Source organism: Kitasatospora sp. NPDC054939, from assembly GCF_053610105.1.
In genome coordinates this window covers 1-25,888 of record NZ_JBSGXP010000035.1, presented here as the reverse complement: position 1 = coordinate 25,888, position 25,888 = coordinate 1, and the positions used below count along the sequence as shown (strand labels likewise).

24 protein-coding genes and 1 tRNA gene are annotated in these 25,888 nt (G+C 73.1%); 17 read left to right on the top strand and 8 right to left on the bottom strand.

Going from position 1 to position 25,888, the window contains the following annotated elements:
* Positions 1-127: 127 nt before the first annotated feature.
* Positions 128-907, top strand: coding sequence for a TetR/AcrR family transcriptional regulator (locus ACWGB8_RS13130; protein ID WP_452213091.1), 780 nt, complete (start codon positions 128-130; stop codon positions 905-907).
* 103 nt (positions 908-1,010) lie between these two features.
* Here the strand turns inward: ACWGB8_RS13130 and ACWGB8_RS13125 are convergent, their stop codons facing one another.
* Positions 1,011-1,814: a VOC family protein gene (locus ACWGB8_RS13125; RefSeq protein ID WP_452213089.1), complete on the bottom strand. Its 804-nt coding sequence runs from the start codon at positions 1,812-1,814 to the stop codon at positions 1,011-1,013.
* Positions 1,815-2,033: 219 nt separating this feature from the next.
* The gene (locus tag ACWGB8_RS13120; RefSeq protein ID WP_452213087.1) at positions 2,034-4,685 is read right to left on the bottom strand and encodes a terpene synthase family protein; all 2,652 of its coding nucleotides are present in this window, start codon (positions 4,683-4,685) and stop codon (positions 2,034-2,036) included.
* Between the two features lie 347 nt (positions 4,686-5,032).
* Between ACWGB8_RS13120 and ACWGB8_RS13115 the strand changes: the two genes are divergently transcribed.
* Positions 5,033-6,250: a hypothetical protein gene (locus ACWGB8_RS13115; RefSeq protein WP_452213085.1), complete on the top strand. Its 1,218-nt coding sequence runs from the start codon at positions 5,033-5,035 to the stop codon at positions 6,248-6,250.
* A gap of 90 nt (positions 6,251-6,340) precedes the next feature.
* Positions 6,341-6,937 (top strand): HhH-GPD-type base excision DNA repair protein, encoded by a 597-nt coding sequence (locus ACWGB8_RS13110; RefSeq protein WP_452213083.1) that lies wholly within the window; start codon positions 6,341-6,343, stop codon positions 6,935-6,937.
* A 24-nt stretch (positions 6,938-6,961) separates the two neighbouring features.
* Here the strand turns inward: ACWGB8_RS13110 and ACWGB8_RS13105 are convergent, their stop codons facing one another.
* Both ACWGB8_RS13105 and ACWGB8_RS13100 read right to left on the bottom strand, forming a co-directional pair.
* Positions 6,962-7,174 (bottom strand): KTSC domain-containing protein, encoded by a 213-nt coding sequence (locus tag ACWGB8_RS13105; protein ID WP_452213081.1) that lies wholly within the window; start codon positions 7,172-7,174, stop codon positions 6,962-6,964.
* Positions 7,175-7,371: 197 nt separating this feature from the next.
* Positions 7,372-8,877: an MFS transporter gene (locus ACWGB8_RS13100; RefSeq protein WP_452213148.1), complete on the bottom strand. Its 1,506-nt coding sequence runs from the start codon at positions 8,875-8,877 to the stop codon at positions 7,372-7,374.
* Positions 8,878-9,171: 294 nt separating this feature from the next.
* Here ACWGB8_RS13100 and ACWGB8_RS13095 point away from each other — a divergent pair, with 294 nt between their 5' ends.
* Positions 9,172-10,143, top strand: coding sequence for a helix-turn-helix transcriptional regulator (locus ACWGB8_RS13095; protein WP_452213079.1), 972 nt, complete (start codon positions 9,172-9,174; stop codon positions 10,141-10,143).
* Positions 10,144-10,173: 30 nt separating this feature from the next.
* Here the strand turns inward: ACWGB8_RS13095 and ACWGB8_RS13090 are convergent, their stop codons facing one another.
* The gene (locus tag ACWGB8_RS13090; RefSeq protein WP_452213077.1) at positions 10,174-10,692 is read right to left on the bottom strand and encodes a YbhB/YbcL family Raf kinase inhibitor-like protein; all 519 of its coding nucleotides are present in this window, start codon (positions 10,690-10,692) and stop codon (positions 10,174-10,176) included.
* A gap of 148 nt (positions 10,693-10,840) precedes the next feature.
* Here ACWGB8_RS13090 and ACWGB8_RS13085 point away from each other — a divergent pair, with 148 nt between their 5' ends.
* Both ACWGB8_RS13085 and ACWGB8_RS13080 read left to right on the top strand, forming a co-directional pair.
* On the top strand, positions 10,841-11,542 hold the full coding sequence (locus ACWGB8_RS13085; RefSeq protein ID WP_452213075.1) for a rhomboid family intramembrane serine protease: 702 nt from the start codon (positions 10,841-10,843) through the stop codon (positions 11,540-11,542).
* A 96-nt stretch (positions 11,543-11,638) separates the two neighbouring features.
* Positions 11,639-12,805, top strand: a complete 1,167-nt coding sequence (locus tag ACWGB8_RS13080) for a hypothetical protein (protein WP_452213073.1) — start codon at positions 11,639-11,641, stop codon at positions 12,803-12,805.
* Here the strand turns inward: ACWGB8_RS13080 and ACWGB8_RS13075 are convergent.
* Positions 12,748-14,475, bottom strand: coding sequence for a helicase HerA-like domain-containing protein (locus ACWGB8_RS13075; RefSeq protein WP_452213071.1), 1,728 nt, complete (start codon positions 14,473-14,475; stop codon positions 12,748-12,750). The two genes, ACWGB8_RS13080 and ACWGB8_RS13075, sit on opposite strands and share 58 nt — an antisense overlap.
* Positions 14,476-14,751: 276 nt before the next feature.
* Here ACWGB8_RS13075 and ACWGB8_RS13070 point away from each other — a divergent pair, with 276 nt between their 5' ends.
* Complete coding sequence (locus ACWGB8_RS13070) at positions 14,752-15,048, top strand: type II toxin-antitoxin system VapB family antitoxin (RefSeq protein WP_030061387.1); 297 nt, start codon at positions 14,752-14,754, stop codon at positions 15,046-15,048.
* A 272-nt stretch (positions 15,049-15,320) separates the two neighbouring features.
* A complete protein-coding gene (locus tag ACWGB8_RS13065) occupies positions 15,321-15,983 on the top strand; it encodes a LytR C-terminal domain-containing protein (RefSeq protein ID WP_452213146.1) in 663 nt (220 codons plus the stop codon).
* A gap of 78 nt (positions 15,984-16,061) precedes the next feature.
* On the opposite strand, the gene upp is transcribed toward ACWGB8_RS13065, so the two are convergent.
* Complete coding sequence (upp, locus tag ACWGB8_RS13060; protein ID WP_452213069.1) at positions 16,062-16,697, bottom strand: uracil phosphoribosyltransferase; 636 nt, start codon at positions 16,695-16,697, stop codon at positions 16,062-16,064.
* Between the two features lie 151 nt (positions 16,698-16,848).
* On the opposite strand from upp, the gene ACWGB8_RS13055 reads away from it, so the two are divergent.
* From ACWGB8_RS13055 to ACWGB8_RS13020, 8 genes are all read left to right on the top strand, one after another.
* The gene (locus ACWGB8_RS13055; RefSeq protein WP_452213144.1) at positions 16,849-17,049 is read left to right on the top strand and encodes a hypothetical protein; all 201 of its coding nucleotides are present in this window, start codon (positions 16,849-16,851) and stop codon (positions 17,047-17,049) included.
* Between the two features lie 325 nt (positions 17,050-17,374).
* A complete protein-coding gene (locus tag ACWGB8_RS13050; protein ID WP_452213068.1) occupies positions 17,375-17,875 on the top strand; it encodes a tRNA adenosine deaminase-associated protein in 501 nt (166 codons plus the stop codon).
* A gap of 67 nt (positions 17,876-17,942) precedes the next feature.
* Positions 17,943-18,497, top strand: coding sequence for a tRNA adenosine(34) deaminase TadA (gene tadA / locus ACWGB8_RS13045; RefSeq protein WP_452213066.1), 555 nt, complete (start codon positions 17,943-17,945; stop codon positions 18,495-18,497).
* 10 nt (positions 18,498-18,507) lie between these two features.
* A tRNA-Ser gene (locus tag ACWGB8_RS13040) sits at positions 18,508-18,597 on the top strand.
* A gap of 512 nt (positions 18,598-19,109) precedes the next feature.
* Complete coding sequence (locus tag ACWGB8_RS13035) at positions 19,110-19,274, top strand: hypothetical protein (protein ID WP_452213065.1); 165 nt, start codon at positions 19,110-19,112, stop codon at positions 19,272-19,274.
* Positions 19,275-19,390: 116 nt separating this feature from the next.
* Positions 19,391-19,684, top strand: a complete 294-nt coding sequence (locus tag ACWGB8_RS13030; RefSeq protein ID WP_452213063.1) for a Dabb family protein — start codon at positions 19,391-19,393, stop codon at positions 19,682-19,684.
* Positions 19,685-19,947: 263 nt separating this feature from the next.
* The gene (locus tag ACWGB8_RS13025) at positions 19,948-20,916 is read left to right on the top strand and encodes an RNA polymerase sigma factor SigF (RefSeq protein ID WP_452213061.1); all 969 of its coding nucleotides are present in this window, start codon (positions 19,948-19,950) and stop codon (positions 20,914-20,916) included.
* Between the two features lie 191 nt (positions 20,917-21,107).
* A complete protein-coding gene (locus ACWGB8_RS13020; RefSeq protein ID WP_452213059.1) occupies positions 21,108-22,115 on the top strand; it encodes an RNA polymerase sigma factor SigF in 1,008 nt (335 codons plus the stop codon).
* A gap of 14 nt (positions 22,116-22,129) precedes the next feature.
* On the opposite strand, the gene ACWGB8_RS13015 is transcribed toward ACWGB8_RS13020, so the two are convergent.
* Positions 22,130-23,077 carry a tyrosine-protein phosphatase gene (locus tag ACWGB8_RS13015; protein WP_452213057.1) on the bottom strand — a complete coding sequence of 316 codons (948 nt, stop codon included), beginning with the start codon at positions 23,075-23,077 and terminating at the stop codon, positions 22,130-22,132.
* A gap of 417 nt (positions 23,078-23,494) precedes the next feature.
* On the opposite strand from ACWGB8_RS13015, the gene ACWGB8_RS13010 reads away from it, so the two are divergent.
* Entirely contained in the window at positions 23,495-25,834 is a 2,340-nt protein-coding gene (locus ACWGB8_RS13010; RefSeq protein WP_452213055.1) for a hypothetical protein, read from the top strand.
* The last annotated feature ends 54 nt before the right edge of the window (positions 25,835-25,888 follow it).

Genomic DNA, 25,888 nt, shown 5'->3' with positions numbered 1-25,888 from the left:
GCGCGCACACTGTACGTAAAGCGCACGGCGTTCGGTTCATGCGCACGGTGTACGGAGCGCCGTACGGTGTGCGGGGCGCGGCTATGGTGGTGTTCCGGGGCGCGCCCGGACCCGAGAGGAGGCCGCCTTGCCGGCCGAAAGCCAGCAGATCCCGTCCGTGTGGACCAGGCCCCAGCGGGCCCGGCGGCGGGACCAACCGGCTCTCAGCCGGGAGCAGATCGTGGCCGAGGCGGTCGCGATCCTCGATGCCGAGGGCCTCGACGCCCTCAGCATGCGCCGACTCGGAGCCCGTCTGAACGCGGGCGCCACGTCGATGTACACCCACGTGGCGAACAAGGAGGAGCTGCTCGAACTCGTCGTGGACACGGTCTTCGGCGAACTGCGGCTGCCCGACCCCGACGCCGCACCCGGTTGGCGTCCGGCGATGGTCGACACCGCCCGGACCATGCGCGAGACCGCACTGCGGCACCCGTGGCTGGTCAACGTCCTCGGCGATCTCGGGCTGGCCTACCTGGGGCCGAACATGATGCGGCTCTCCGAGGCGATGCTCGCCATCCTGGAGGAGGACGGCTTCGAGCTGCTGGAGGCCAGCGAGGCGATGACCATCGTCTTCGCGTACGTCATCGGCACGGCCAGCAGCGAGGCCGCCTGGCTGACCACGGTCACCCGGCACGGCCAGGGCGAGCACGAATGGGTGCGCCGACTGCTGCCCCTCGCCATCGAGGCGACCAGCGGCCACCCGCGCCTCCAGCGCCTGTACTCGGCGATCCAGGCCCAGGGTGACTACGACCGCGACCGCGCCTTCGACGAGGGCCTGAACTGCGTCATCGACGGCATCGAGCTCTCCCACGTCCTCCGGTTGGAGGCCAGGGCGGAGCGCACCGCGGCGGCCGGCCCCCGGGTCTGAGAGCGGCCCGGCGCCCGGGGTTCCGAACCCCGGGTGCCGGGCCGCCGTCCGAGGAGTCGGGGCGCCCGAGGATCCGCGGTCCCGGCGCCCGGTCCCGCCGCGGTCAGGCCACGTCCACCATCGTGGGCTCCTCGCCCTCGGTCCGGGCCAGGTCGATCAGGCCGAACGGTGCACCCTGCGGGTCGGCGACCGCCGCGAAGCGGCCATAAGGGCTGTCCATCGGACCGAACAGCACCGTGCCGCCGCGCCCGGCGGCCCGGGCGAGGGCCGCGTCGCAGTCGTCGACGGCGAACAGCACGCTGATGTACGAGGGCGCCCCGGGCGGGAGCTCGTCCGGCCCCATCCGCATCCGGCCGAGCACGGGCTCCTCGCCGAGCAGGAACAGCCGGTAGTCGACCTGGTCCTCGTCCATCCGCTTGGCGCCGTACGGGAAGACGGCCGGGAAGAACGCGTCGGACTTCTCCGACTCGCGGGTCAGCACCTCGGCCCAGGCGTACCCGCCCGGCTCGCCGATCTTCTCGAAGCCCTCGTGGGTGCCGGCCTGCCAGACCCCGAAGACGACGCCGCCCGGATCCTTGGCGATCACCATCGTGCCGAAGTCGCCGACCGTCAGCGGGCCCATCATCACCTCGCCGCCGTTGGCACTGATCCGCTCGGCGGTGGCGGCGGCGTCCGGCGAGGCCAGGTAGAGGCACCAGGCCGCGGGCGGCGCGTCCTGGCCCGGCATCGGCGGGACGATGGCGGCCACCGCCTTGCCGCCGGAGTACGCCTGCGTGTAGTTGCCGTACTCGCTGCTGCTCTCGCCGAAGGTCCAGCCCAGGACATCCCCGTAGAACGCCTTGGCGCCCTCCAGGTCGGCGAACATCGCATCGGCCCAGCACGGGGTGCCCTCTGCTAGCGCGGCCATCTCTCCACCCTCTCGTTTCCGGCGGACGGTTCCGTTCTGCCCCGATTCGTCACCCTAGCCAGTACGCCCCGCGGTCGCGCGCGGACCGACCGGGACGCGGGAGGCGGGACGCGGGACCCGGGCCGGGACCCGGGGAACGCGCGGGGCCCGCCGGACTTCCGTCCGACGGGCCCCGGGTCGGCCGGGGACCCGCACGCACCCGTGCGCGGCCCCGGGCGGTCACCCCACCGGCGAGGAGAGGTCCGCGTTCGGCGCGGGTACCGGCGGCCGGGCGCCCGCCGTGCCGAACCCGCCGACCACCGGCACCGCGCCGAGCGCGGCCGGCCGGTGCAGCTCGTCCGGGCGCGGCGCCTCGGGGGCCGCCGCCCGAACGGGCCGGGCCGCCGACGTCCCCAGCCCGGTCGGACCGGTCGCCACCGCACCCACCACCGCACCCACGCCCGCACCCGCACCCGCACCCGCGAACACCGGCACCTCCTCCACCGCCGCCCCACCGGCCGACCCCGGAGCCGCCGGCACCCCCGGAACCCCCGGCACCCCCGGCACCGCGACCTCGGCCACCTCTCCCGCCGCACCGACCCCGGCCGCCACCGCATCCACGGCGTCCACCGCGTCCACGCCGAAGTGCCGCCGCAGGTCCTCCGCGCCGTAGCGGCGGCAGTCCCGGTGCCAGACGAGGATGCCCGCGAGCCAGTCCTCCAGCTCGCCCACGTACCCGTCGAGCGCCTTGCGCGCGTCCGGTTCGAGGCCGAAGTCTCCGTACAGGACCGGTAGTTCCTCGGCGGCGACGTGCTGGAACTGGGCCAGCCGGGAGTGCATCAGGTCGTCGACGATGCGGACGGCGGCCGGGTAGTCGCAGTTGAAGAAGTTCTGCACCACGAGCACCAGGTTGTGCACCTCACCCTCGTACTCGACCTCCTTCTGGTACGAGTACAGGTCGTTCATCATGCAGGCGTAGTCGGCGGCGGCGTTCTCCAGCGAGCGCATCGACCCGCTCTCGTAGATCTCCTCGGGCACCTGGCCGCCGTCCGCGAGCCGGGCGAGGCTCATGGTCAGGTCGGAGCCGAAGGTGCTGCGGCGCATCTCGATGTAGTCGACCGGGTCCGGAATGCGGTGCTGCGCCTGGTTGTTGAGCTCCCACAACCAGCTGAGCGTCATGTTCTCCACGGCCGAGCGGAACCGTCGCCGCGCCCCGGGCACCATCGGGCCGGCCGTCCGGGTCCACAGGTCGGCCAGCCCGCGCTCCAGCGCGTTGGCCGGGGCGGGCGGGGTGCTGCCGTCCAGCGGCATGAACTCCGACAGCCGGTCGTTGGCCAGCTTGGCCCCGGCGAGGTCCCGACCGCGTCCGAACACCGCGGGGAAGTAGTCGTCCGCGTAGGTGCCCCAGGTCAACCAGTCGGTGGTGAGGTCGAGTTGCTCGGCGGTGGCGTCCGGGTGGATGCCGGCCGAGCAGAGCGCGAAGTCGTAGTCGGCGAGCTTCTCGGCCGTCCAGACGCCCGAGCCGGCGATCCCGGGCTGGGCCTCCAGCATGCCCATCGCGCGCGCCCAGTCGGCGGCGTGCTCCCGGGAGGCGTCCAGGTGCGGGCTCGGCTCCACGGTGAACGGGAGCTCGAACGCGGGCAGTTGCGAGGGTCCGACCGGCCGGAACGGGACGTGGCTGTACGACCGGGCCCGGCGCACACCCGGGTCGCCGCCCACCTCCACGCCCCCCTCGCGCACCCCGCCGCCGGACGCCCTACCCCCGGGCACCCCGCCGCCGCGCGCCAGGTCCCCCAGCCCGCTCTCCCGCAGCACCCCGGAGCCGAGGATGTCCAGGGCGGACGTCCCCACCCCGCCGATCGCGAACGGATCCCACCAGTGGGACGAACTCTCCTTCGCCCCACCGCCGTTCATGTACCGGCTGGAGCGCATGTGCCACTCCTGGCCGCCGGCCTGCCAGTCCTGCAGTCCCTTGACGTACGCCATCACCCGCGCACAGTCCTCCGGGCCGAGCCCGGCTTCGGCGAACAGCGGCGGCAGCTCGGCGAACACGGTGTTCTCGAACTGGTGCAGGCGCGAGGTGAGCAGGTCGTTGACGGCCTCCGCGGCCTCCTGCGTCGAGCAGCCGAGGAAGGTCTCCAGGACCAGCACGCCGTTGCTCAGCTCGCCCTCGTCCTCCACCTCCCGCTGGTACGAGAACAGGTCGTTGCGCAGGTGCACCCCGTCCGCGAAGGCGTCCATCAGCACCCGCAGCGGGCGCGACCCTGCGACCTGCGCGGGCACCTCGGCGCTCGCCGCGTACTCGATCAGGCCCGCCGACCAGGGCGCGCCGCCCACCTTGCGGCGCATCTCGACGTACTCGACGGGGTTGGCGATGCGCCCGGCGTTGATGTTGGAGAGTTCCCACAGCGACTCGTTCAGCAGATTCCGGGTGGACTCGGCGAACCGGACCCGCCAGCCCTCGCCCATCGTCGGCACGGTCCGCCGCCAGAGGTCCGCCAGCCCCTGCTCGACCGGGTTGGTGGGCTCGGGCATCGGCGCGTCCGGGTCGGCCGGCATGAACAGCGGCAGCCGGTCCAGGTACGCCTTGCCGCCCTCCCGGTCGTTGGTCCGCTTGTAGACCTCAAGGAAGTGGTCGTCGAAGAAGAACACCCACACGTACCAGTCGGTGACCAGCGCCAGCGCCTCGGCCGAGCAGTCGGGGTGCGTGTACGCGCAGAGCAGTCCGTAGTCGTGCGCGTCGAGGTCCGCCTGCTCCCAGACGCCCGACCCCTCCAGCATTCCCATCTGCCGCGCCCAGTCGGTCGAATGGTCGCGCGCGTGCTCCAGGTGCGGATTCAGCCGCGCCGGATGCGGCATGTAGAAGGCGGGCAGTTCGAACGGCTGAGTCACTTCGGGCGAGCCTTTCTTGACGTGTCATCAGCGGCGGACCTGCGGGACGGACCACCCGGTCGGCTCAGCATTACCCGACACCCGGCGCCCCCACCTGCGAAACGCAGCAGGCGAACAAGATCGGGGGACTGATTCGAACCGATGAACCAATTCATGGCCCCCACCTGATCACCTGTGCGAATTGCCCCGCACCGCACGCCTCTTGCGCCCCGGATCACCCGTTCGGCCCCGTATCCGGATCGGCCCGCCCGGAGGAGGATGGCAGGGCGATGCGGACACGGAGGACCGAGGAAGAACCAGAGGAAGAGCCGGAGTCAGAGCCAGAGGAAGACCAAGGGGGCCCGCGAGTGCACGACCACCTCGTACGGGACGGGCGTTGGGCGCTGGAGGCGGTCTGCGCCTGCTACCTGTTCGTCGTCTACATGACCAGCCGCGGCCTGATCGCCGCACCCCGCTACCGACTGCTGCAGGCGCGCATCCACGACTGCCGGGCGCGCATCACGGTCCTCTCCGCCGGCCTCGCCCCTCCCGCCACGGACGCACCGGCCCCCGCCGCGCCCGCGACGGGCGAGCCTCCCGCCCCGCCGGCGGCCCCCGCCGACCTCGTCCGGGCGGCCGCGCTGCGGGCGGCCTCCGAACGGCTCGACAACCTCGAAGTGAGCGGCCAGGTCGTCTGGCGGCTCCTCCCGGGCCGCTGGGTGATCGCCATCCCGCTCTCCAAACTGGCCGCCGCCTGGCGGGTGCTGCACGGGGTGGAGCGCCAACTGCTGCGCCTGGAGGGACCGGAGGAGATCACCCTGCGCTGCCACGCGCTCCGGTTGCGGATCACCACCGACGACGACCCGACCAACGACCTGCTGGCCGGCGAACTGCACACCTCCACCGGCGATCCGGCCGCCGAACGGGCCCTGCTGATCGCCACCACCGAGCAGTTCCACGAGCGCGAGGACAGCGCCTTCGAGCGCGAGTACGAGCTGCAGCGGATCGCCCTCTGGCTGGCGCTGACCGGGATCGGTGCGGTGCTGCTGATGGGGATGGTGCTCGACCACCGGCTGTCGATGCTGGTGGGCGGCCTGGGCGGCTTCCTGTCGCCACTGATCGGGGTGATGCGCGGGTCGCAGCGGCCGTCCTCGTGGGGCGTGCTGGTGCTGGCGCCGGTGGGCGGCGCGCTGGCCGCGCCCGGCGGCCTGCTGCTGGTGCGGATGCTCGCCGACCCCGAACTCAACCTGCTCGGCCAGGTGTTCCTGCACAACTCGTGGAACGCGCCCGAGCAGCCGATCTCGCTGGCGATCGCGCTGCTCTTCGGCTTCTCGGGCACGCTCTTCTCCCGGCTCGCCCTCGCCGCCACCGGACAGCTCGTCCCCGTCCGCGGCCGGGCCGCGCACCGTGCGGGCGGCAACCCCGGCCCGGCACCTGCCGCACCTGCGCCCTTCGGCCCGGCACCCGTGGTACCTGCGTCCCTCATCCCCGCACCCACCGCCCCACCGGACGCCGCCCCACCGGACGCCGTCGACCCGGGCGCGGGCCCCGGCGCGGCCCCGGGCGGCAGCGCACGGGTGATCTGAGCCGAACGGCCGTACCGCGTGTTGACCGCGCATCGGCCGGGCCCGTCCACCAGACTGGGCGCGGATCGCCGACCGGAGGAGGCCCGGCCCATGGACGTCAGTGTGCGGCTCGCACAGGAGCCCGAAGCGGACGCGCTGCTCGGACGGAGCGCGTTGGCGGCCCTGGTGGGGATGCTGCTGGACCAGCAGGTACCGATGGAGTGGGCGTTCGCCGGCCCGCTGACGGTGGCGCAGCGCCTCGGCCGGGACGACCTCGACGCGCACGAGATCGCCGTGCACGACCCGGAGGCGTTCGTCGCGCTGCTCTCGCAGAAGCCCGCCGTGCACCGCTACCCGGCGGCGATGGCCAAGCGGATCCAGCAGCTGTGCCAGTACCTGGTGGCGCAGTACGACGGGGACGCCGAGGCGGTCTGGCGCGACGCGAGCACCGGACGGGAGCTGCTCAACCGGCTCACCGCGCTGCCGGGCTTCGGCAAGCAGAAGTCGCAGATCTTCCTCGCCCTGCTCGGCAAGCAGTACGGCGTGCAGCCGGACGGCTGGCGGGCGGCGGCCGGCTCGTACGGCGACGAGGGCTCGTACCGCTCGGTGGCGGACATCACCGGCCCGGAGTCCCTGGAGAAGGTGCGCGCCTTCAAGCAGGAGGCGAAGCGGGCGGCGAAGGAGACGGCCGCGCAGGCCAGGAAGTAGCGGCCCCGGACGGAGGTCCGGGACTCAGAGCACCCGGCGGTAGGCGTACCGGTCGCGGATCGCGGCGTTGAAGTACCGGCCGTGGCTGGGCGCCGCCAGCAGCGCGCGGTGCACGGCCGCCGGCACCCGGGCGTAGCGGTAGACGTGGCCGCCGGTGAACTCCAGCTCCAGGATCAGCCGGGCCGGGTCGTGGCCGACCGACCTGAGCACGGAGGACTCCACGGGCGTACGGTGCATGGCCCTTCCAGTCTGGCCCGATAAGACCGCCACCGCCCACCCGCACCGCACCGACCTTGCCGCCCCGCCCCGCCCCGATGCCCGCGCCCCACCCCGAACCCGGCGGCCCGCAAGCCCGGCCCGCAAGCAGGCCCGGCGCGCAAGCGAGAGGGCCCCGACCGCACAGAGCGGTCGGGGCCCCCGGCACCACGGAGGGCTCAGACGAGCACCGGCTCCTTCGCCGACGACGACCCGGCCGGACCGCCCTCGGACCCGTCACCCTCGACGCCGGAGCCGCCGGAGCCGTCGGAGACCGCGAAGACCTCGGCCGTCCCGGAGCCGTCCGCCCCCGCGCTCCGGCGCCGCGGCAGTGCGAACATCAGCAGGAACACCACGGCCAGCACCCCGACGACCCACCACAGGGCGTTCACGAAGGCGTCCCCGTACGCGATGCCCGGCGCCGTCCCGGGGGCGGTGTCGTCCAGGATCCCGAAGAACGCGATGGAGACGAGGCCCAGGCCGAGCGCCAGGCCCAGCTGGTTGACGGTGTTGATCAGCCCGGAGGCCGAGCCGGCGTGCTCGCGCGGCACCTCGGCCAGCACCGCGTCGGTGATCGGCGCGACGATCAGGCCCATGCCGAGGCCCATCACCACCAGCGGGAGCGCCATCTGCCAGGGCGCGATGGCGGTGCCGTACCGGTCGGCCTCCCAGATGTAGACGAGGACGCCCGCGGCCATCACCAGCGCACCGGCCTGCAGCACCTTGCGGCCGAAGCGCGGCACCAGCTGCTGCACGGAGAGGCCGGCCGCCGTGGAGACGGCGATCGAGAACGGGATGCCGGTGGTGCCGGCCTTCAGCGGGCTCCAGCCGAGGCCGAGCTGCATGTAGAGGGTCCAGACCAGGAAGAAGATCCCGGTGACGACGCCGAAGGTCAGCTGGACGCCGATGCCCGCCGCGAAGCTCTTCACCCGGAACAGCGCCAGCTCGACCAGCGGCGAGCCGTCGCGCCGCGTCTTGATCCGCTCGTAGTGCACGAACAGCGCGAACACGGGCAGGCTGCCGATCATCGACAGGTGGCCCCAGAGCGGCCAGCCGGCCTCGCGGCCGTGGGTGAGCGGGTACAGCAGCATCAGCAGGCCGATGCTGGCGAGGGCCATCCCGACCAGGTCGAGCTTGAGCGCCTTCTCGGCCTTGGACTCGCTGATGAACGCGCGGCCGAGCAGCAGCCCGGCGATGCCGACGGGCAGGTTGATCAGGAAGATCGGCCGCCAGCCGAGGCCGAAGAGGTCCCACTCGGTGAGCAGCGCGCCGATCAGCGGCCCGGAGACGGCGCCGAGGCCGACCACCGCGCCGAACATGCCGAACACCTTGCCGCGCTCCTCCGCCGGGAAGCTCGCGTGGATGATCGACAGCACCTGCGGCACCATCAGCGCGGCCGTGGCGCCCTGCAGGACGCGGGTGGCGACCAGCATCTCGGCGCCGGTGGCGAAGCCGCAGAGCGCGGACGCGACGGTGAACCCGCCGATGCCGAGCAGGAAGAGCCGCTTGCGGCCGTAGATGTCGCCGAGCCGTCCACCGGTGATCAGGCCGATGGCGAAGGCCAGGGCGTAGCCGCCGGTGACCCACTGGATGGCGCTGAACGAGGCGCCGGTCTCCGCCTGGATGCTGGGGACGGCGATGTTCACGATGGTGACGTCGACCAGGTCCATGAAGGAGGCCGTCATCACGATCGCCAGGGCGATCCACCGCCGGCGGTCGGCGTCGGCCGCCGACCCGGTCCGTTCGACCGCCCCGCCGTCCCGCGCGCCGATCCGCGTTCCGTTCTCCTGCGCCACGGCCGTGTCCTTCCCCCCGGGTGCCCCGGCCGCAGCCGCCCCCTCGTCCACCCGCTCCACCTTCACGTGCTTCCCGTCCACAGCCGTCTCGTCCACAGTCTTCGTCCCGGTCGTTTCCACGTCTCCGACGGTAGAGGTCATGTAGGCCAGATCCTGTCCCAGTTGTCCGGCATCCTGGACGGCATGACAGACACCCCGGCACGACTCCTGAGCCTGCTGTCCCTGCTGCAGACGCCGCGCGAGTGGCCCGGCAGCGAACTGGCCGACCGGCTGCAGGTGAGCACCCGGACGATCCGCCGGGACGTCGACCGGCTGCGGGGGCTGGGCTACCCGGTCGAGGCGACGATGGGCGCGATCGGCGGCTACCGGCTGGTCGCGGGGGCGGCGATGCCCCCGCTGCTGCTGGACGACGAGGAGGCGGTGGCCATCGCGGTCGGCCTGCGCGCGGCGGCCGGGCACCCGGTGGTGGGCATCGAGGAGGCGTCGGTGCGGGCGCTGGGCAAGCTGCTCCAGGTGCTGCCGTCCCGGCTGCGGCACCGGGTGGGCTCGCTCAACACGGCGACGGTGCCGCTGCTGTGGGACAACGGGAGCACTCCGACCGTCGACCCGGAGGACCTCACCGTGCTCGCCAACGCGATCACCAACAAGGAGCGGCTGCGCTTCAACTACCGGGCGGGGAACGGCGCCGAGACCCGGCGCCAGGTCGAGCCCAACCGGCTGGTGGCGGCCGGGCGCCGCTGGTACCTGGTGGGCTGGGACCTCCACCGGGAGGACTGGCGGCTGTTCCGGGTGGACCGGATCAGCGACCCGTTCGCCACCGGGGCCCGCTCGGCGCCGCGCGAACTGCCCGCCGGGGACGCCGCCGCCTTCGTCTCCGACAAGCTCCGCCGGCTGGCGCCGACCACGACCCTGGTGGCCACCCTGCACATGCCGGCCGACGAGGCCCGGCGGCGGCTCGGCGGTTACGGCGACTCCGAGGTCGAGCCGATCGACGAGGGCTCCTGCCGACTGGTCTCCCGGGCCGACTCGCTGGAGTGGCTGGCGGTGCGCCTGCTGATGCTGGGCTGCGAGTTCGAGGTGCAGGAGCCGGTGGCACTGCTCGGCCACCTGCGCGCCCTGGGCGAGCGCGCCGCCCGGGCGGCCGGCGGGAGCTGACCGGTCCGGGCGGCGCCGCGGCGCCGGGGCTCAGACGCCGTACTCGGCGGTGAGCACCGCGCGGGCCAGCGTGTGGAAGGTGAGGTGGAAGCCGATCTGGGCGGCCGGGGTGTCGGCGGTGACGTCCAGGCGGTCGACGTCCAGCGCGTGGACGGCGAACGCGTACCGGTGCGGCGCGCCGGGCGGCGGCGCGGCGCCGTCGTACTTGTGGCCGGGGAAGTCGTTGCGGGCGTGGAAGGAGGCCGCGCCGGGAAGGGTGTCGTCGGAATCCCCCGCGCCGCGCGCCAGGCCGTCGGTGTCGGCGGGCAGGCCGAGGGCGAGCCAGTGCCACCAGCCGGAGCCGGTCGGGGCGTCCGGGTCGAAGCAGGTGACGGCGAGGCTGCGGGTGCCCCCGGGCAGCCCGGACCAGGCCAGCTGCGGCGAGCGGTTGCCGCCGGCGTGGACGAACTCCGCGGCCAGCGTGCCGCCTTCGGTGATGTCCTCGCTGGTCAGCGCGAAGGACGGGACCTCCGGGAGGAAGGCGTACGGCAGCGGCGGTCGGGCGGTCATGGGGCTCACCTCTCGGCGGACGGTCGGAACCTCGGAACGCGCCTCACTCTAGGGGGGCTCCGACGATTCGCACCGCGCGCCCGGCCGGAGCCGTCGGACTGGCCCGAGGGGGTGCGCCGGTCACGGAGGCCGTTCTAGAGTCGGCGGCATGGCCTCGAAATTCACCCGGCTGCTCGCCGACTCCCGCCGCGCGCTGTTCGCCATGCTGGGCCTCCTGACCGTCATCTGGACGGTACAGCTGGTGAACTGGGCGGACGACTACGGACTCTCGTACGACTACGGACTCGCCGCGCGCCGCGTCGACGAGCTGCCGGACATGTTCACCATGCCCTTCCTGCACTTCGGTTGGGACCACATCGAGGCCAACTCCTGGCCGCTGTTCGCGTTCGGCTTCCTGTCCGCGTACCGGGGCATGCGGAAGTTCCTCTGGACGACCCTGATGATCACCGTGGTGGGCGGCCTGACGGTCTGGCTGTTCGAGCGCCCCGAGGCGGTGACGGCCGGCGCCAGCGGCCTGGTCTACGGCTACTTCGGCTACGTGGTGCTGCGCGGCTTCCTCGACCGCAACCTGCTGGACGCGGTGATCGGCATCGCGATCGGCGTCCTCTACTCGGCCCTGCTGGTCGGCGTGCTGCCGAGCGCCCAGGGCGTCAGCTGGCTGGGGCACCTCGGCGGGCTGATCGGCGGACTGGCGGCCGCCTGGTTCTTCCGCAACCGTGCCGCCCGGCCCGCCGCGGCCGGCGGATCCGCGCCGGGGACCGCCCGCACCCGGGCCGCCGACCGGCCCGCCGCCGACACCCCGGGCTCGCGGTCGGCGCTGCTCAAGGAGCTCGACGACCTGGGCATCTGAGGGGCCCGCGACCCGCCGGGCGGGCAGCCAGGTATAGACCATTGCCGGCCCGGCGGCTAGCGTGAGAGGCCCTGCCCCCTGCTCCGGAGCCGCACCGTGGAGTCGTCCGTCCTCGCCTTCGCCACCGATCTGCTCGACGAGGGGGCCGACACCTTCTTCGGTAACCTGACCGACCGGGCCGGGGTCGGCGGGGTCACCCTCGCCTCGGTCTACCACGAGGCCCGCGACGTCTTCCCGCACAACCCGCGCCGGGTGATCCGCTACCTGGAACCCGGCGCCGCCTACTTCCGCCCGGACCCGGCGCGCTGGGCCGGGCGCCGGCTTGCCCCCGTCCCGGCCGCCGCGATCGGCGACCGCGACCCCTTCGCCGAGGCCGCCGCGGAGGCCGACCGGCGCGGACTGAAGCTGCACGCCTGGACGGTGTTCTGCCACAACGACCGGCTCGGCTTCCAGCACCCGGACTGCGCCCCCGCCAACGCCTTCGGCGACCGCCACCTCACCGAACTGTGCCCGGCCCACCCGGAGGTCCGCGCCTACGCCGTGACCCTGGTCGAGGAGCTGGCCCGGTACGGCGTGGACGCGATCCGCGCCGAGTCGCTGCACTTCCACGGCCTGCGCCACGGCTACCACCACGAGCGCTACTTCGAGGAGCTGGGCCCGGTCGCCGAGGCGCTGCTCGGCCTCTGCTTCTGCGACCACTGCCGCGCCGCCGCCGTCCGCGCGGGCGTCCCGGCCGACGAGGTGCGCTCCGCCGTCCGGCACGAGCTGCGCCGCCGGCTCGCCGACGACGCGGCGGCCGCCGAACCGGGCGCGCTGGACGAGCTCGCGGGCGGCGCCCTGGCCGCGTACGTCGACGCCTCGGCCGCGACCGTCACCTCGCTGGCCGCGGAGGTCGCCGAGGCGGCCGGGCGGCACGGCATGCGTCTGAGCTTCATGGACGGCGGCGGCCCGGGCACCGGCTGGCTCGCCGGCATCGACCTGCCCCGGCTGGCGCAGGCCGTCCACCAGGTGGAGACGCTCGGCTACGCGGCGACCCCGGAGGCCGTCCGCGAGAAGATCGCGGCCTTCGCCCTGCACGGGGTGCGGCCCCGGGACATGGCGGTGATCCTGCGCCCGATGGCCTCGGACTGCGACGGCCCGGCCAATCTCGCTGCCAAGATCGAGGTGCTGCGCGGCCTGGGCGTCCCGGAGGTCGAGTTCTACAACTACGGGCTGATGCGGCTCTCCTCGCTGGACCGCATCGGCGCCGCCCTGCGCGGCTGACACCCCGCGCCCGCCGCCCGGGCGGACTCGGGGGGCCGCTCAGCGCCGCCGGCGCGAGGTGCCGAAGATGCTGCGGGAGATCTCCCGGCCCAGCTGGGTCCCGGCCGAGCGGGCGAAGGACTTGAACGCCGGGCTGCCCAGCAGCGACCCGAGCAGCCCGCCCTCCTTCCGCTCCTCCCGTGCCCCGCCCGAGCCTCCCCGCGGTCGGCCTCACCCGCGGACTCCCCGGCAGACTCCCCGGCGGGCCCGCCGCCGGACGGCTCCGCGGGCCCCGGCACCGGGGCCGCCGCAGGACGGGCGGCCCGGGCCGCCAGCTTCTCGTACGCCGACTCCCGGTCGACCGCGTCCCGGTAGCGGGCCGTCAGCGGCGAGGCGTCCACCGCGGCGCGCAGTGCGGCCGGTTCGATCGGCCCCATCAGGGACTGCGGTGCCCGCAGCCGGGTGGCCGCCACCGGGGTCGGCGCACCGCGTTCGGAGAGCACCGTGACCACGGCCTCGCCCGTGCCCAGCGAGGTCAGCACCTCGCCCAGGTCGTACGAGGACCGGGGGAAGGTCGAGACGGTGGCCTTCAACGCCTTGGCGTCGTCCGGGGTGAAGGCCCGCAGCGCGTGCTGCACCCGGTTGCCCAGCTGCGCGAGGACGTCGGCCGGGACGTCCCGCGGGGTCTGGGTGACGAAGAAGATCCCGACGCCCTTGGAGCGGATCAGCCGGACGGTCTGGGTGATCGACTCCAGGAAGGACTTGGACGCGCCCTTGAACAGCAGGTGGGCCTCGTCGAAGAAGAACACCAGCTTGGGCCGGTCGAGGTCGCCGACCTCCGGCAGCTCCTGGTAGAGGTCGGCGAGCAGCCACATCAGGAAGGTCGAGAACAGCCGCGGCCGGTCCTGCACGGCGGGCAGCTCCAGCACCGAGACCACCCCGCGCCCGTCCGCGGCGGTCCGGAGCAGGTCGGCGGTGTCGAACTCCGGCTCGCCGAAGAAGCTGCCCGCGCCCTCGTTCTCCAGCACGGTCAGCCCCCGCAGGATGACCCCGGCGGTGGCGGAGGAGAGGCCGCCGACGGTCCGCAGCTCCTCCTTGCCCTCGGGGGAGGTGAGGAAGGAGATGACGGCGGTGAGGTCCTTGAGGTCGTACAGCTCCAGGCCCCGGCGGTCGGCGTAGTGGAAGACCAGGCCGAGCGAGGACTCCTGGGTCTCGTTCAGGTCGAGCACCTTGGCGAGCAGCAGCGGGCCGAAGCTGGTGACGGTGGCCCGGATCGGGATGCCCTCGCCCAGGCCGCCGAGCGACCAGAACTCGGTCGGGCAGCCGCGGGCCTCCCACCGCTGCCCGACCTCGGCGGCCCGGGCCGCGGTCCGCCCACCGGGCACGCCGGGCGCGCAGACGCCCGAGACGTCGCCCTTGATGTCGGCCAGGAAGACCGGGACGCCCTGCGCGGAGAGCTGTTCGGCGATCAGCTGGAGCGTCTTGGTCTTGCCGGTGCCGGTGGCCCCGGCGACCAGGCCGTGCCGGTTGAGCACGCCGAGCGGGATGCGCACCGGGGCGTCCGGGTGGGCGGTGCCGTCGAGCAGCACCGCGCCGAGGTCGAGGGCCGGCCCGGTGAAGGCGTAGCCGTCGGCGATCTCCCGCACCGCCGGCGGGAGGGCGGCGGCGGGCGGGGTCTCGGCTGCGGACATGGCGGCTCCCTCTTCCTGGCGGGGTTTCCGGCGGGACCTCCCGGGCTCCCCGGCGGGGCCTCCCGGGCACGGGCCCCGGACGGTCCGACCCGGCCGGACCGGACCGAACAGGACCGAATGGGCCCGGACCGGACCGGAACCCACCCGAAAGGGGCGGGCGACGTTCACGACATTTCCCATGAAACCGTGGCAATCGTCCACCCGCAGCTCACACCGCCGCGCGTGGCGGCGTCGCGGCTGCTGCGCCATCCACCGCCCAAACGGTAGGCTTTCCGTGTGATCTTCAAGCGCATCGGCAATGGGCGGCCCTACCCGGATCACGGCCGGACCAGCACCCGCCAGTGGGCGGACGTCGCCCCGCGCCCGGTGCGGCTGGACCAGCTGGTGACCACCAAGGGCCAGCTCGACCTGGAAACCCTCCTGGCCGAGGACTCCACCTTCTACGGTGACCTCTTCGCCCACGTCGTGAAGTGGCACGGCGACCTCTACCTGGAGGACGGCCTGCACCGGGCCGTCCGGGCGGCGCTGCAGCAGCGTCAGGTGCTGCACGCCCGCGTCCTCGAAATGGAGTGACGGGCCGCTCCCGCACTTCGCAGCGCCCGCCCTCCGACCAGCGCCGGAGGGCGGTTCAAGCGTGCCGGGACGGGATCGTCCCGGCACTCCGGCAGCGGCTCCGATCCCCCGTTCGGGTACCGGCGTACTCCGGATGATGATCATTTAGTACCTTCACCGCCGTAGCGCACTAATCTGCTGACTACGGCCGCGAACCGTGGCGCCCAGCCCGCCCCGGCCGCCCTCCGTCATCCGATCCCCGCCCCGGCACGAGGGGGAGACAAACCGTGAGCATGTTGACTCCCCAAGGTCTGAAGGGGAAGCAGTACCGCATCACCGGCAACGCCTATCCCAGGCTCGGCCGGCCCCCGAAGAAGAGCCGCAAGGTCTTCGCGGCGATCGGCATCATGCTCGCCCTGGCCCTGATCGGCCTCGGCGGGGTGCAGCTGTGGTCGATCTTCACCGGCGCCGGCAAGGACGCCACCGCGCAGGCCTGCGCCTCCCCCTCCGGCAAGCCGCTCGCCGCGCCGACGCCCGAGCCCACCCCGGGTGCGCCCGGCGCCCCGGTCGACCCGAAGGCCGTCCCCCAGCCCTCGGCCGTGACGGTGAACGTCTACAACGCCACCGCCAAGTCGGGCCTCGCCGCGCGGACCGCCGAGGAGCTGAAGAAGCGCGGCTTCACCATCGGCAAGGTCGGCAACGCGCCCGCCGAGCTGGACAAGAAGGTGCCCGGCACCGCCCAGGTGATCGGCGGCCCGGCCGCGGTCGGCGCGCTGACGCTGGTCGGCTCGCAGATCGCGGGCGCCACCACCACCCCGGACGCCCGGACCGACGCCTCGGTGGACTTCGTCATCGGCGACAGCTACAACACGCTGCTCGACGAGACCCAGGCCGCCGCCGCACTCGCCCTGGCCACCAAGCCCTCACCGGCCCCGAGCGCCACCGGCAGCTGCTGAGGCCGGCCCCGGCCGCACACGGCAGAGCCCCCCGGCAGCGCGCCGGGGGGCTCTGGTCCGTTCGGGTGGGACGGGGGCTCAGCCGGCCGTGCCGTAGAGGCGGTCACCGGCGTCGCCGAGGCCGGGGACGATGTAGCCGTTCTCGTTGAGCCGCTCGTCGACGGCAGCGGTCACGACGGTGACCGGCAGCCCGGCCAGCTCGCGCTCCATCACGGCGACGCCCTCCGGCGCGGCCAGCAGCACGACGGCGGTGACGTCGGTGGCGCCCCGGTCGATCAGCATCCGGATCGCCGCGACCAGCGTGCCGCCGGTGGCCAGCATCGGGTCGAGCACGTAGACCTGGCGGCCGGACAGGTCGTCCGGCATCCGGGTGGCGTACGTGGAGGCCTCCAGGGTCTCCTCGTTGCGCACCATGCCGAGGAAGCCCACCTCGGCGGTCGGCAGCAGCCGGGTCATGCCGTCCAGCATGCCGAGGCCGGCCCGCAGGATCGGCACCACCAGCGGGCGGGGGTAGCTCAGGCGGGTGCCGGTGGTGACCGCCACGGGCGTGGTGATCTCCACGTCTTCGGTGCGGACGTCCCGGGTGGCCTCGTACGCGAGGAGGGTGACCAGCTCGTCGGTGAGGCGACGGAAGGTCGGCGAGTCGGTGCGCTCGTCGCGCAGGGTGGAGAGCTTGTGGGCGACCAGGGGGTGGTCGACGACGTGGATCCGCATGCATCGAGGTTAGCCCGGCGCGGGCCCCGCCACGACCAGCGGTGACACGGGGTGACACGCCGTGACACACCGCGAATGTCCGGTCCGGGGGCATTTCCGTGGTATCAACCGGGCGGATCGGGGAATGTCAGACGCTATGACGAGCAAGCCGATGTCCGGGGGCGTGTCCGGGGGCGGCTCGACGGAGGAGCCCCAGGCCCCGCCCGAGACCGAGGCGGAACGCCGCAAGCGGCGGGCCGTCTTCCTGCGCGAGCTCGCCGAGGCGCGCGAGCTGCGGGAGCGGGTGCAGCCCCGGCGGACCAAGGAACGACGGATGCGCGAGGCGATGCGGATGCGAACCTTCCGGATCTGACGGGCCCCCGACGGCCCCGCGAGCGGTTACCGGCGGTTCGCGGGGCCGCCGCCCGGCGCGTCGCGGCCACGGGTGGCTCCGTTCACCCGATCGCGGCCGGCCCTTCCGACACGACCTGCAAAGACGCGCTGCCGAACACCCCCCGCCAGGCCGGGCTTTCTGTCACGATTCCGATGGGACGGTCCGAACAGCGGACCGCCTCTGGCGCGGGGGCGGCCAGTTCCGCGTTGCCCGAGAGCGCCGACAGCCGAGACCGAGATCTTGGGGAGTGTCCCTGGTGGCGTACTTCGCTGCAGTGCTTGCTCGCACCGAGGACGGGTGGGATGTGAGCGAGACGGAGCTCGACGACGTCGAAACCCTGGCCGACCTGGCCGACCTGGCCCGCGGGGCCGCGCAGGACGAGGACAGCGTCCTGGTCTTCATCGAGCAGGAGGACGCCTGGTTCGCCGTCGTCCGGGTGGACGGCGAGGAGGATCCGCGGATCTTCGTCTCCGACGGCGCCGCCGCGGCCCGCAGCTCCTACGGCTCCGTCCTCACCGACGAGCTGGTCGACCAGGCCGGCGAGAGCGAGTTCGGCGACATCGACGACCTCGTCGACCGCTTGGAGGACGAGGAGGCCGCGGCCGAGGAGCAGGACGAGGACGAGGACGCGCCCGGCGGGCGGGTCCCGGTCGGACCGCTCGGCGACTCGCACCTGCTCACCGAGTTCGGCCTGCCCGCCGAGGAGCTGCTCGCGCTCAGCGGCGAGGGCGCCGTCCCCGGCGACGCGCTGGAGGAGATCGCCGAGGCGCTGGGCTGCGGCGAGGTCCTGGAGGCGGTCCGGTAGCGGACGGCGACGGCCCCGGAGACCCGCGCCGACCGGCCGGTCCCCCGGATGCCGGAGACTGGATGCCATGCAGTCCCCCCTTCAGCCGATCCCCCTGCCCGCCCCCGTGCGCCCCGATCCGGTCCGTGACCGCTGGGTCGAGCCCATGCGCCTCGCCATCGCCGAGGCAGCACTGGCACCGGCCACCGGTGACGTCCCGGTCGGGGCGCTCGTCCTCGGCCCCGACGGCACCGTCCTCGGCCGCGGCCACAACGAGCGCGAGGCCGTCGGCGACCCGACCGCGCACGCCGAGGTGGTCGCCATCCGCGAGGCCGCCGCCAGAACCGGCGAATGGCGGCTCAGCGGCTGCACCCTCGTCGTCACCCTGGAGCCCTGCACCATGTGCGCCGGCGCCATCGTGCTCTCCCGGATCGACCGGGTGGTCTACGGCGCACTGGACGAGAAGGCCGGGGCCGCCGGCTCGCTCTTCGACGTCATGCGCGACCGCCGGCTCAACCACCGCCCCGAAGTGATCATGGGCGTCCTGGAGGACGCGTGCGCGGCGCAGCTCCGCGCGTTCTTCGACGGTCACCGCGGGCCCTCCCCCGATACGGATTTCGTGACCGCCCCACCCGTCCGGTAGAGTCTCCCTCGGTAGCGTGTCCGAGCGGCCAAAGGAGCACGCCTCGAAAGCGTGTGTGGGGGCAACTCCACCGTGGGTTCGAATCCCACCGCTACCGCCAGAAGTCAGAGGGCCCGTCCGATCCGGACGGGCCCTTCGGCGTTCCCCGGGGGCGTTTGCACGGGCGGGCGGACGGATTACCGCGGAAGAGCGCCGCGGGACGGACGCGAACGGTGCGCCCGCAGAACGGCGAAAGGCCCCGTACCCGGGGCCGATGACCACCAACGCCTTCGAATACGGAGCCTGGAGGGGGAGCGGCCAGGGGGGCGGCCGCTCCCCCGGCGGAGTCCCACAACCGGGGCCGCGTCGGGGGGAAGTCGCGACACCCGGTCCCACAGCGGGGAGCTCCGGATCCGTGCGCCGGGGATTCCTGCCAGATCCCCGACACATCAACCATCCTGCTCCCCGCCCCCGCTCCCGGCACCCGGAGAAAGGCCCCTGTCGGCGGGACCTTCGTCCCGCCGGGTGAACGCGTCGCACACTTGATGGGCTGTCCGGTGGATAAGCTGCCCGTGCAAAGGGGCGCTCGGGGACCGAGCGGCGGCGCCCCACAGCAGGGAGGAAGGTCACCGGATGGCGCAGGCGAAGAAGATCGGCATGGTCATCCTGCTCGTCTTCGTGCTCTACACGATCATCGCCACTCCCGAGCGGGCCGCCGAGCTCGTCCAACTGGGCTTCCAGGGCATCTCGAACGCGGCCAAGGCGGTCGGCACCTTCATGACCGGGCTGGTGAAGTAGCGCCGACCGGAGGTCCGGGGCCGGTCGGTCCGGTGGGCCCGGGGCCGGTGGGGCCGCCTGTCGGGGACCGGCTACGGTGGGCGGGACCCTCAACCCCGTCCGCGAGGAGCGGCATCGTGATCCGGCACCTGGTCCTGTTCAAGCTCAACGAAGGCGTCGGCAAGGACGACGAGCGCGCGGTCGCCGGCGCCGAGGCCTTCGCCGCGCTCGGTCCGGTCGTCCCCGAGCTGCGCGAGTGGGAGTGCGGCTGGAACACCACCGACCGCGACATCGCCTACGACTACGCGATCAACAGCCTGGTCGAGGACCGTGAAGCGCTGCAGTCCTACATCGCCCATCCGGCCCACCAGGCCGCGGCGGCCCAGTGGCGCGAGTTCGCCACCTGGGTGATCGCCGACATCGAGGTCTGACCCCCGGCGCCACCCCCCGGGAGACCCCCGTACGGCCCTACGGTGCCCCGCCCGAGACCCGGGCGGGGCGCCGTCGTGCGTACCGGAACCAGTGCTGTGCACAGCTTCGCCACCGCACCAACACACCACCGCGCGGTGCTTGCCCGAATGACGCCCGCCTTGTGATGCTATGACCGGTTTTGCCGGATCATGGCGAGGTGGTGGGACGAGACGCGACACCCGATCCCGCAGGTCCCACCGTTGTCGACATTGGGAGGGGTGACGTGTCCGTGCGGACACCAGGCAGCGCACCGGACACCGGCACACCGGACGCCGGCATCGAGCCCCCGGAGCCCGGGGCCGCGGCGCTCGGCGCCCCGGCCGGACCCGGAGCCGCCGCCCCCGGCCCCTCCGGGGACGAGGTGCTGGCGGCCGTGATCAGCCCCGCCGGGGAGCTCCGGCCGGACCGCCTGCGCGGCCCCGGGGGCCGCCCGGCCGTGGACGTCCGGACGCTCACCCGGGTGCTCTTCGAGCGGCTCGCCGAGCTGCCCGCGGACGCCCCCGAGCGGGAGCGGATCCGGGCGGCGCTGATCGAGGTCAACATCCCGCTGGTGCGCTACGCGGCGACCCGCTTCCGCAGCCGCAGCGAGCCCATGGAGGACGTCGTCCAGGTCGGCACCATCGGGCTGATCAACGCGATCGACCGCTTCGACCCCGGCCGGGGCGTCCAGTTCCCGACGTACGCGCTGCCGACCATCCTCGGCGAGATCAAGCGCTACTTCCGCGACAACGTCCGCACCATGCACGTGCCGCGCCGGCTGCAGGAGCTCTGGGTGCAGGTCAGCGGGGCCATGGAGGAGCTGACGGTGACCCACGGGCGGGCGCCCAAAGTGCCCGAGATCGCCGCCAGCCTGCGGATCCCCGAGGAGGACGTCCGCGCCTGCCTGGACGCCGGCCGGGCCTACAACGCCGCCTCGCTGGAGGCCGCGCAGGAGCACGAGGGCGGTCTGGCCCTGCTCGACCGGCTCGGCTACGAGGACTCCGCGCTGGCCGAGGTCGAACACCGCGACATGGTGCGCCACCTGCTGGTGCAGCTGCCGGAGCGGGAGCGCCGGATCGTCATGCTGCGCTTCTTCGCCAATCTGACCCAGTCGCAGATCAGCACCGAGCTCGGGATGTCGCAGATGCACGTCTCCCGGCTGCTCTCACGGATCCTGACGAGGCTTCGGACCGGCAATTCCTGGGAAGACTGAACCTCACAAACCCCCCGCTACTGCCGCAATTCCCCCCGCCCGGACAGGATTGCTACGCGTTACCACCGCGTGACGTCTTGCAACCTTCGGGTTTGCAGGGGACTGTGTTCCGGTATGGAGGGGGAGGGCGCCGCACGGGAACCGCCGTGCGACAGCGCCCGTTCAACAGTCAGTCACGAGGGGGTGGGTGCATGTCCGGCGAGGCGGGCACTGCGGCGATCCACAGCACGGCCGCCGTCGACACGGCGGCGGTCCGGACGGTGGCGGTCGACCCGGCCGGGGTCGACACGGCGGTGATCGACCCGGTGGCGGTCGAGCCGGCGGTGACCGGGGCCCCGGCGCCCGGGGAGGGCGCGGTCCCCGGCGGTGCGGTCCCCGCCCAGCGCGCGGACGCCCCCGCCGCGGCCGGGCAGGCCCCCGCGGGCGGCCAGGGGGCCGCACTGGACACCCGGACGCTCTCCCGCTCGCTCTTCCTGCGGCTGGCCGCCCTGGAGCCGGGCAGCGACGAGCACACCTACGTCCGCGACACCCTGATCGAGCTCAACCTGCCGCTGGTGCGGTACGCCTCGGCGCGCTTCCGCAGCCGCAACGAGCCGATGGAGGACATCGTCCAGGTCGGCACCATCGGGCTGATCAAGGCGATCGACCGCTTCGACCCGGAGCGCGGGGTGGAGTTCCCCACCTTCGCGATGCCCACGGTGGTCGGCGAGATCAAGCGGTTCTTCCGCGACACCAGCTGGTCGGTGCGGGTGCCGCGGCGGCTGCAGGAGCTGCGGCTGGCGCTCACCAAGGCCGGCGACGAGCTGGCCCAGAAGCTCGACCGCTCCCCCACCGTCGCCGAGCTGGCCGTCTGCCTCGGGGTCAGCGAGGAGGACGTCGTCGAGGGCCTCGCGGTCGGCAACGCGTACACGGCCAGCTCGCTGGACTCCAACCCGGGCGAGGAGGACGGCGACGGTCCGCTGGCCGAGCGGCTCGGCTACGAGGACCTCGCGCTGGAGGGCGTGGAGTACCGCGAGTCGCTGAAGCCGCTGCTGGCCAAGCTGCCGCCGCGCGAGCGCCGGATCATCATGCTGCGGTTCTTCGGCAACCTCACCCAGTCGCAGATCGGCGAGGAGATCGGGATCTCCCAGATGCACGTCTCCCGGCTGCTGACCAGGACCCTCACGCAGCTGCGCGAGGGCCTGATCAGCGAGGGCTAGTGCGGCCCTGCGGATCAGTCCAGCAGGTTGGCGTGCAGCCCGGCCAGCACCTCGTCGTCGAGGCCGAGGCCGTCCCGCCAGAACTCCTCGAAGGAGGCCCAGCCAGCCGCGACCTCCTCGAAGGCCGCCTCCAGGTAGTGGCGCTCGGCCCGGAAGACCGGCAGCAGCAGCTCGGGCTCCTGCATCAGGCCGCGGGTGCCGAAGCTGTCCATGATGCTCTCGACGAGCACGGCGGAGCGCTCGTTGGTGAGCAGGTAGTCGGCGAAGACCGTGTCCCGGTCGACGCCGAGGGCGGTGAGCACGATCGCCGCGGTCCAGCCGGTGCGGTCCTTGCCGGCCGAGCAGTGGAAGATCAGCGGCGCACCGTCGGGGGCGGCGAGCAGCCGGACGACGGTGGCGAAGCGCTCGCGGGCGACCGGGTCGGTCACGAACCAGCGGTAGAGGCCGACCATCATCCCGGCGGCCTTCCCGCCGCCGAGGAGGGCGCGCTGCTTCGCGGGGCTGCGGTCGGCCAGGGCGTCGCGCAGGGCCACGTAGATGTCGAAGTCGGCGGCGAAGACCGGCAGGTGGTGCAGGTCGATGCCGTCCGGCGCGGTCCGGTCGACGGTGATCGCGGTGGCGGACAGCTCGGCGGCGGCGATCTCGGCGACCGGGAGGCCGGGGATGCGGTCCGGACCGGCCTCGCGGACCTCGTCCAGGCTGCGCAGGTCGACGATCCGGCGCAGGCCGAGACCGGTGAGGAGAGCGAGGTCCTCGCCGGAGAGCCGGTTGAGGGCGTCGCTGCGCAGCGCCACGCCGTGCCGCAGCACCCGGCCGCCGGCCGTCCGGTAGCCGCCGAGGTCGCGGGCGTTCACCGCACCGCGCAGCCCCAGGGTTCGGGCCGCACCGCTGCCGCCGAGGGCGGTGAGCGCGGCCTCCGAGGCGGTCCGGAGTTCGGCGGTCTCGGTCTGCTGCTCGGTCACGTGGTGGCCTCCCATTGGATATTCGGACTGTGACGTGGCACAACCCTGCGCGATATTGCATGAACCTGCCCAGAAGAACGGGCGGATGTGCCAGAGTGTCATGCGCAACGCCGTCAGTGTAGGCCGCTCCCTGACCGGGCCGGCGGCGCCTCCGGTGACCAGTAGTGACGCCCCGGCTGCGGGATTTCGGCTTTCAATTCCTTATTTGCGCCACGGGTGCGTTTCCGGCCACAATCAGCCCCCTCATGGCCGAGCCATGAACATTGGTAACAGATTTGCTGCACTCCCGCCCATTCGGTCCCAGGAGACCGGGAGTCTCCACCAGGATGGGCGCCGGGCAGCCTGCTGCCTTCGAACAGCAAACAGGGCTGGTGGCGCGCGAGCAGCGGAGCGCCCCGCCCAGGGGAGGAATCACACATGGGTCGAGCGACCCGAAGAGTTGCCGCCTGCGCGGCAGCCGTACTGCTGGCGAGCGGCCTGCAGTCGTCCGTGGCCGCGTACGCCGCCACCACCCCCCGGATCGACCTCACCGTCCTCGTGATCGACGACGGCGGCCCGGCCGTCTCGGCGATCGTCGCGGAGCTGAAGAGCCAGGGCGCCCCGCACAAGATCGTGAAGATCAACGACGCGGGACGCCCGGTCATCAACGCCGCGTTCCTCAGCGACACGGTCGACGGCCGTCCGCGGGGCAAGTACCAGGGCATCGTCATGCCCAACGACAACCCCTTCGGCGCCGGTTCCGCCGAGATGACCGCGATCGCCGCGTACGAGGCGGCGTTCGGCGTCCGGCAGGTCGACGCCTACACCTACGCCCGTCCGGACGTGGGCCTGAACTACGCCCAGGACCCCGGCTACATGGGCAAGCTCGACGGCACCCAGGGCCAGGTCTCCGCCGCCGGGCTGGCCGGCCCGTTCGGCTACCTCAAGGGCAGCGTCCCGTTCGAGGACAACGACCCGAACGTCGACGAGAGCTACGGCTACCTGGCCACCCCGCTGGCCTCCCCTCCGGCCGGCGCCAGCTTCACTCCGCTGGTCGAGGCCGTCATACCCGGCACCTCGACCAAGGGCTCGCTGGTCGGCGAGTACAGCCACGGCGGCCGCAAGGAACTGGTCGTCACCTTCGTCTACAACCAGTACCAGCAGCAGTACCGCCTGCTGGCGCGCGGCATCGTGGACTGGCTGACCCAGGGCATCCACCTCGGCTACGACAAGAACTACTTCGCCGCCCACATCGACGACGTGTTCCTGGCCGACGACCGGTGGGACACCACCCTCAAGTGCACCCCGGGCGACGTCACCTGCCCGCCGGGCACCCCGGAGACGGCCAACCCGATCCGGATGACGGTCGCCGACGCGAACTACGCCAAGCAGTGGCAGATCGCCAACAACTTCACCATGGACATGGTGTTCAACGGCGGCGGCAGCGAGGACTGGAAGGCCGACCACGAGGTCACCGCCGACCCGGTGGTGGACCAGATGGTCGCCGACCAGACCAGCTACCGGTGGATCAACCACACCTACACGCACCCGTACATGGGCTGCCTGCAGGACGTCTCGGTGGTGCCGTGGAAGTGCACCGTCGACGGCAGCGGCAACACCGTCTGGATCGACCAGGCCACCATCACCGCCCAGGTCAAGAACAACATCGACTGGGCGGCGGCCCGCGGTCTGGTCATCGACAAGACCGAGCTCGTCACCGGTGAGCACTCGGGTCTGCTGACCGCTCCGCAGGAGACCAGCGACAACCCGTACCTGGCGCCCTCGCTGGCGACCAACGGCGTGAAGTGGCTGGCCAGCGACGCCTCCCGCGAGCCCGCCCAGCGGGCCGTCGGCGCGGCGCTGACCGTCCCGCGGTACCCGATGAACGTCTTCTACAACGCCGGCACGGTGCAGGAGCAGACGGACGAGTACAACTGGATCTACACCAGCAAGGCCAACGGCGGCAGCGGCGCCTGCGAGAGCGCCAACTCCACCTGCCTGGCCACCCCGCTGGACGTCAACACCGGCTACCAGTCGTACATCGTGCCGCTGGAGGCCCGGATCGACCTCGGCCACGTGCTGAGCAACGACCCGCGTCCGCACTTCATCCACCAGTCGAACCTGGCGGAGGACCGGATCGTCTACCCGGTGCTGGAGCGCATCCTCTCCACCTACCGGTCGCTGCACGCCGACAGCGCCCCGATCGTGAACCTGTCGCAGAAGGACATCGGCCTGGAGTTCCAGCGCCGTGCCGCCTGGAAGACGGCCGTCGACGCCGGCCAGGTCACCGCGTACCGGATCGGCGACACCGTCACGGTCAACGCCCCGGCCGGTCTGCAGACCCAGGCCACCATGCCGAACGGCACCACCCAGAAGCTGGCCATCGGCTCGACCGCCTTCGGCAGCGCCTACGCCGGTTCGCTCACCGGCTGGGTCAAGCCCGGCTCGCTGCAGAGCAGCGTCGTGCTGAAGCTGACCGCCGCCGGCACCCCGGCCGACCCGGCCGCCGCGCCGGCCGCGGCCCAGGCGCCCGCCGCCCCGGCTCCGACCGCTATCGTGCCCCAGGGCACCGCGGACGCCGTTCCGGCCGGCCCGGGCGACACCGAGCGCACCGACGCCGCCACCCTGGTGCCGGGCAGCGGTGAGCCGGTCGCGGGCAAGGGCGTGACGCTCACGGCCCCGACCAAGAGCACTGGCAAGGCCACCGGCAAGACCACCGGGGCCAAGGTCTCCGGGGGGAAGACCGCCACGAAGACCGGCCGCACCGGCGGCCGTTAACCGGCAAGTGATACCGGTGGTGGGGCCGGGGCGGGCCCCCGCCCCCCCCCCCGC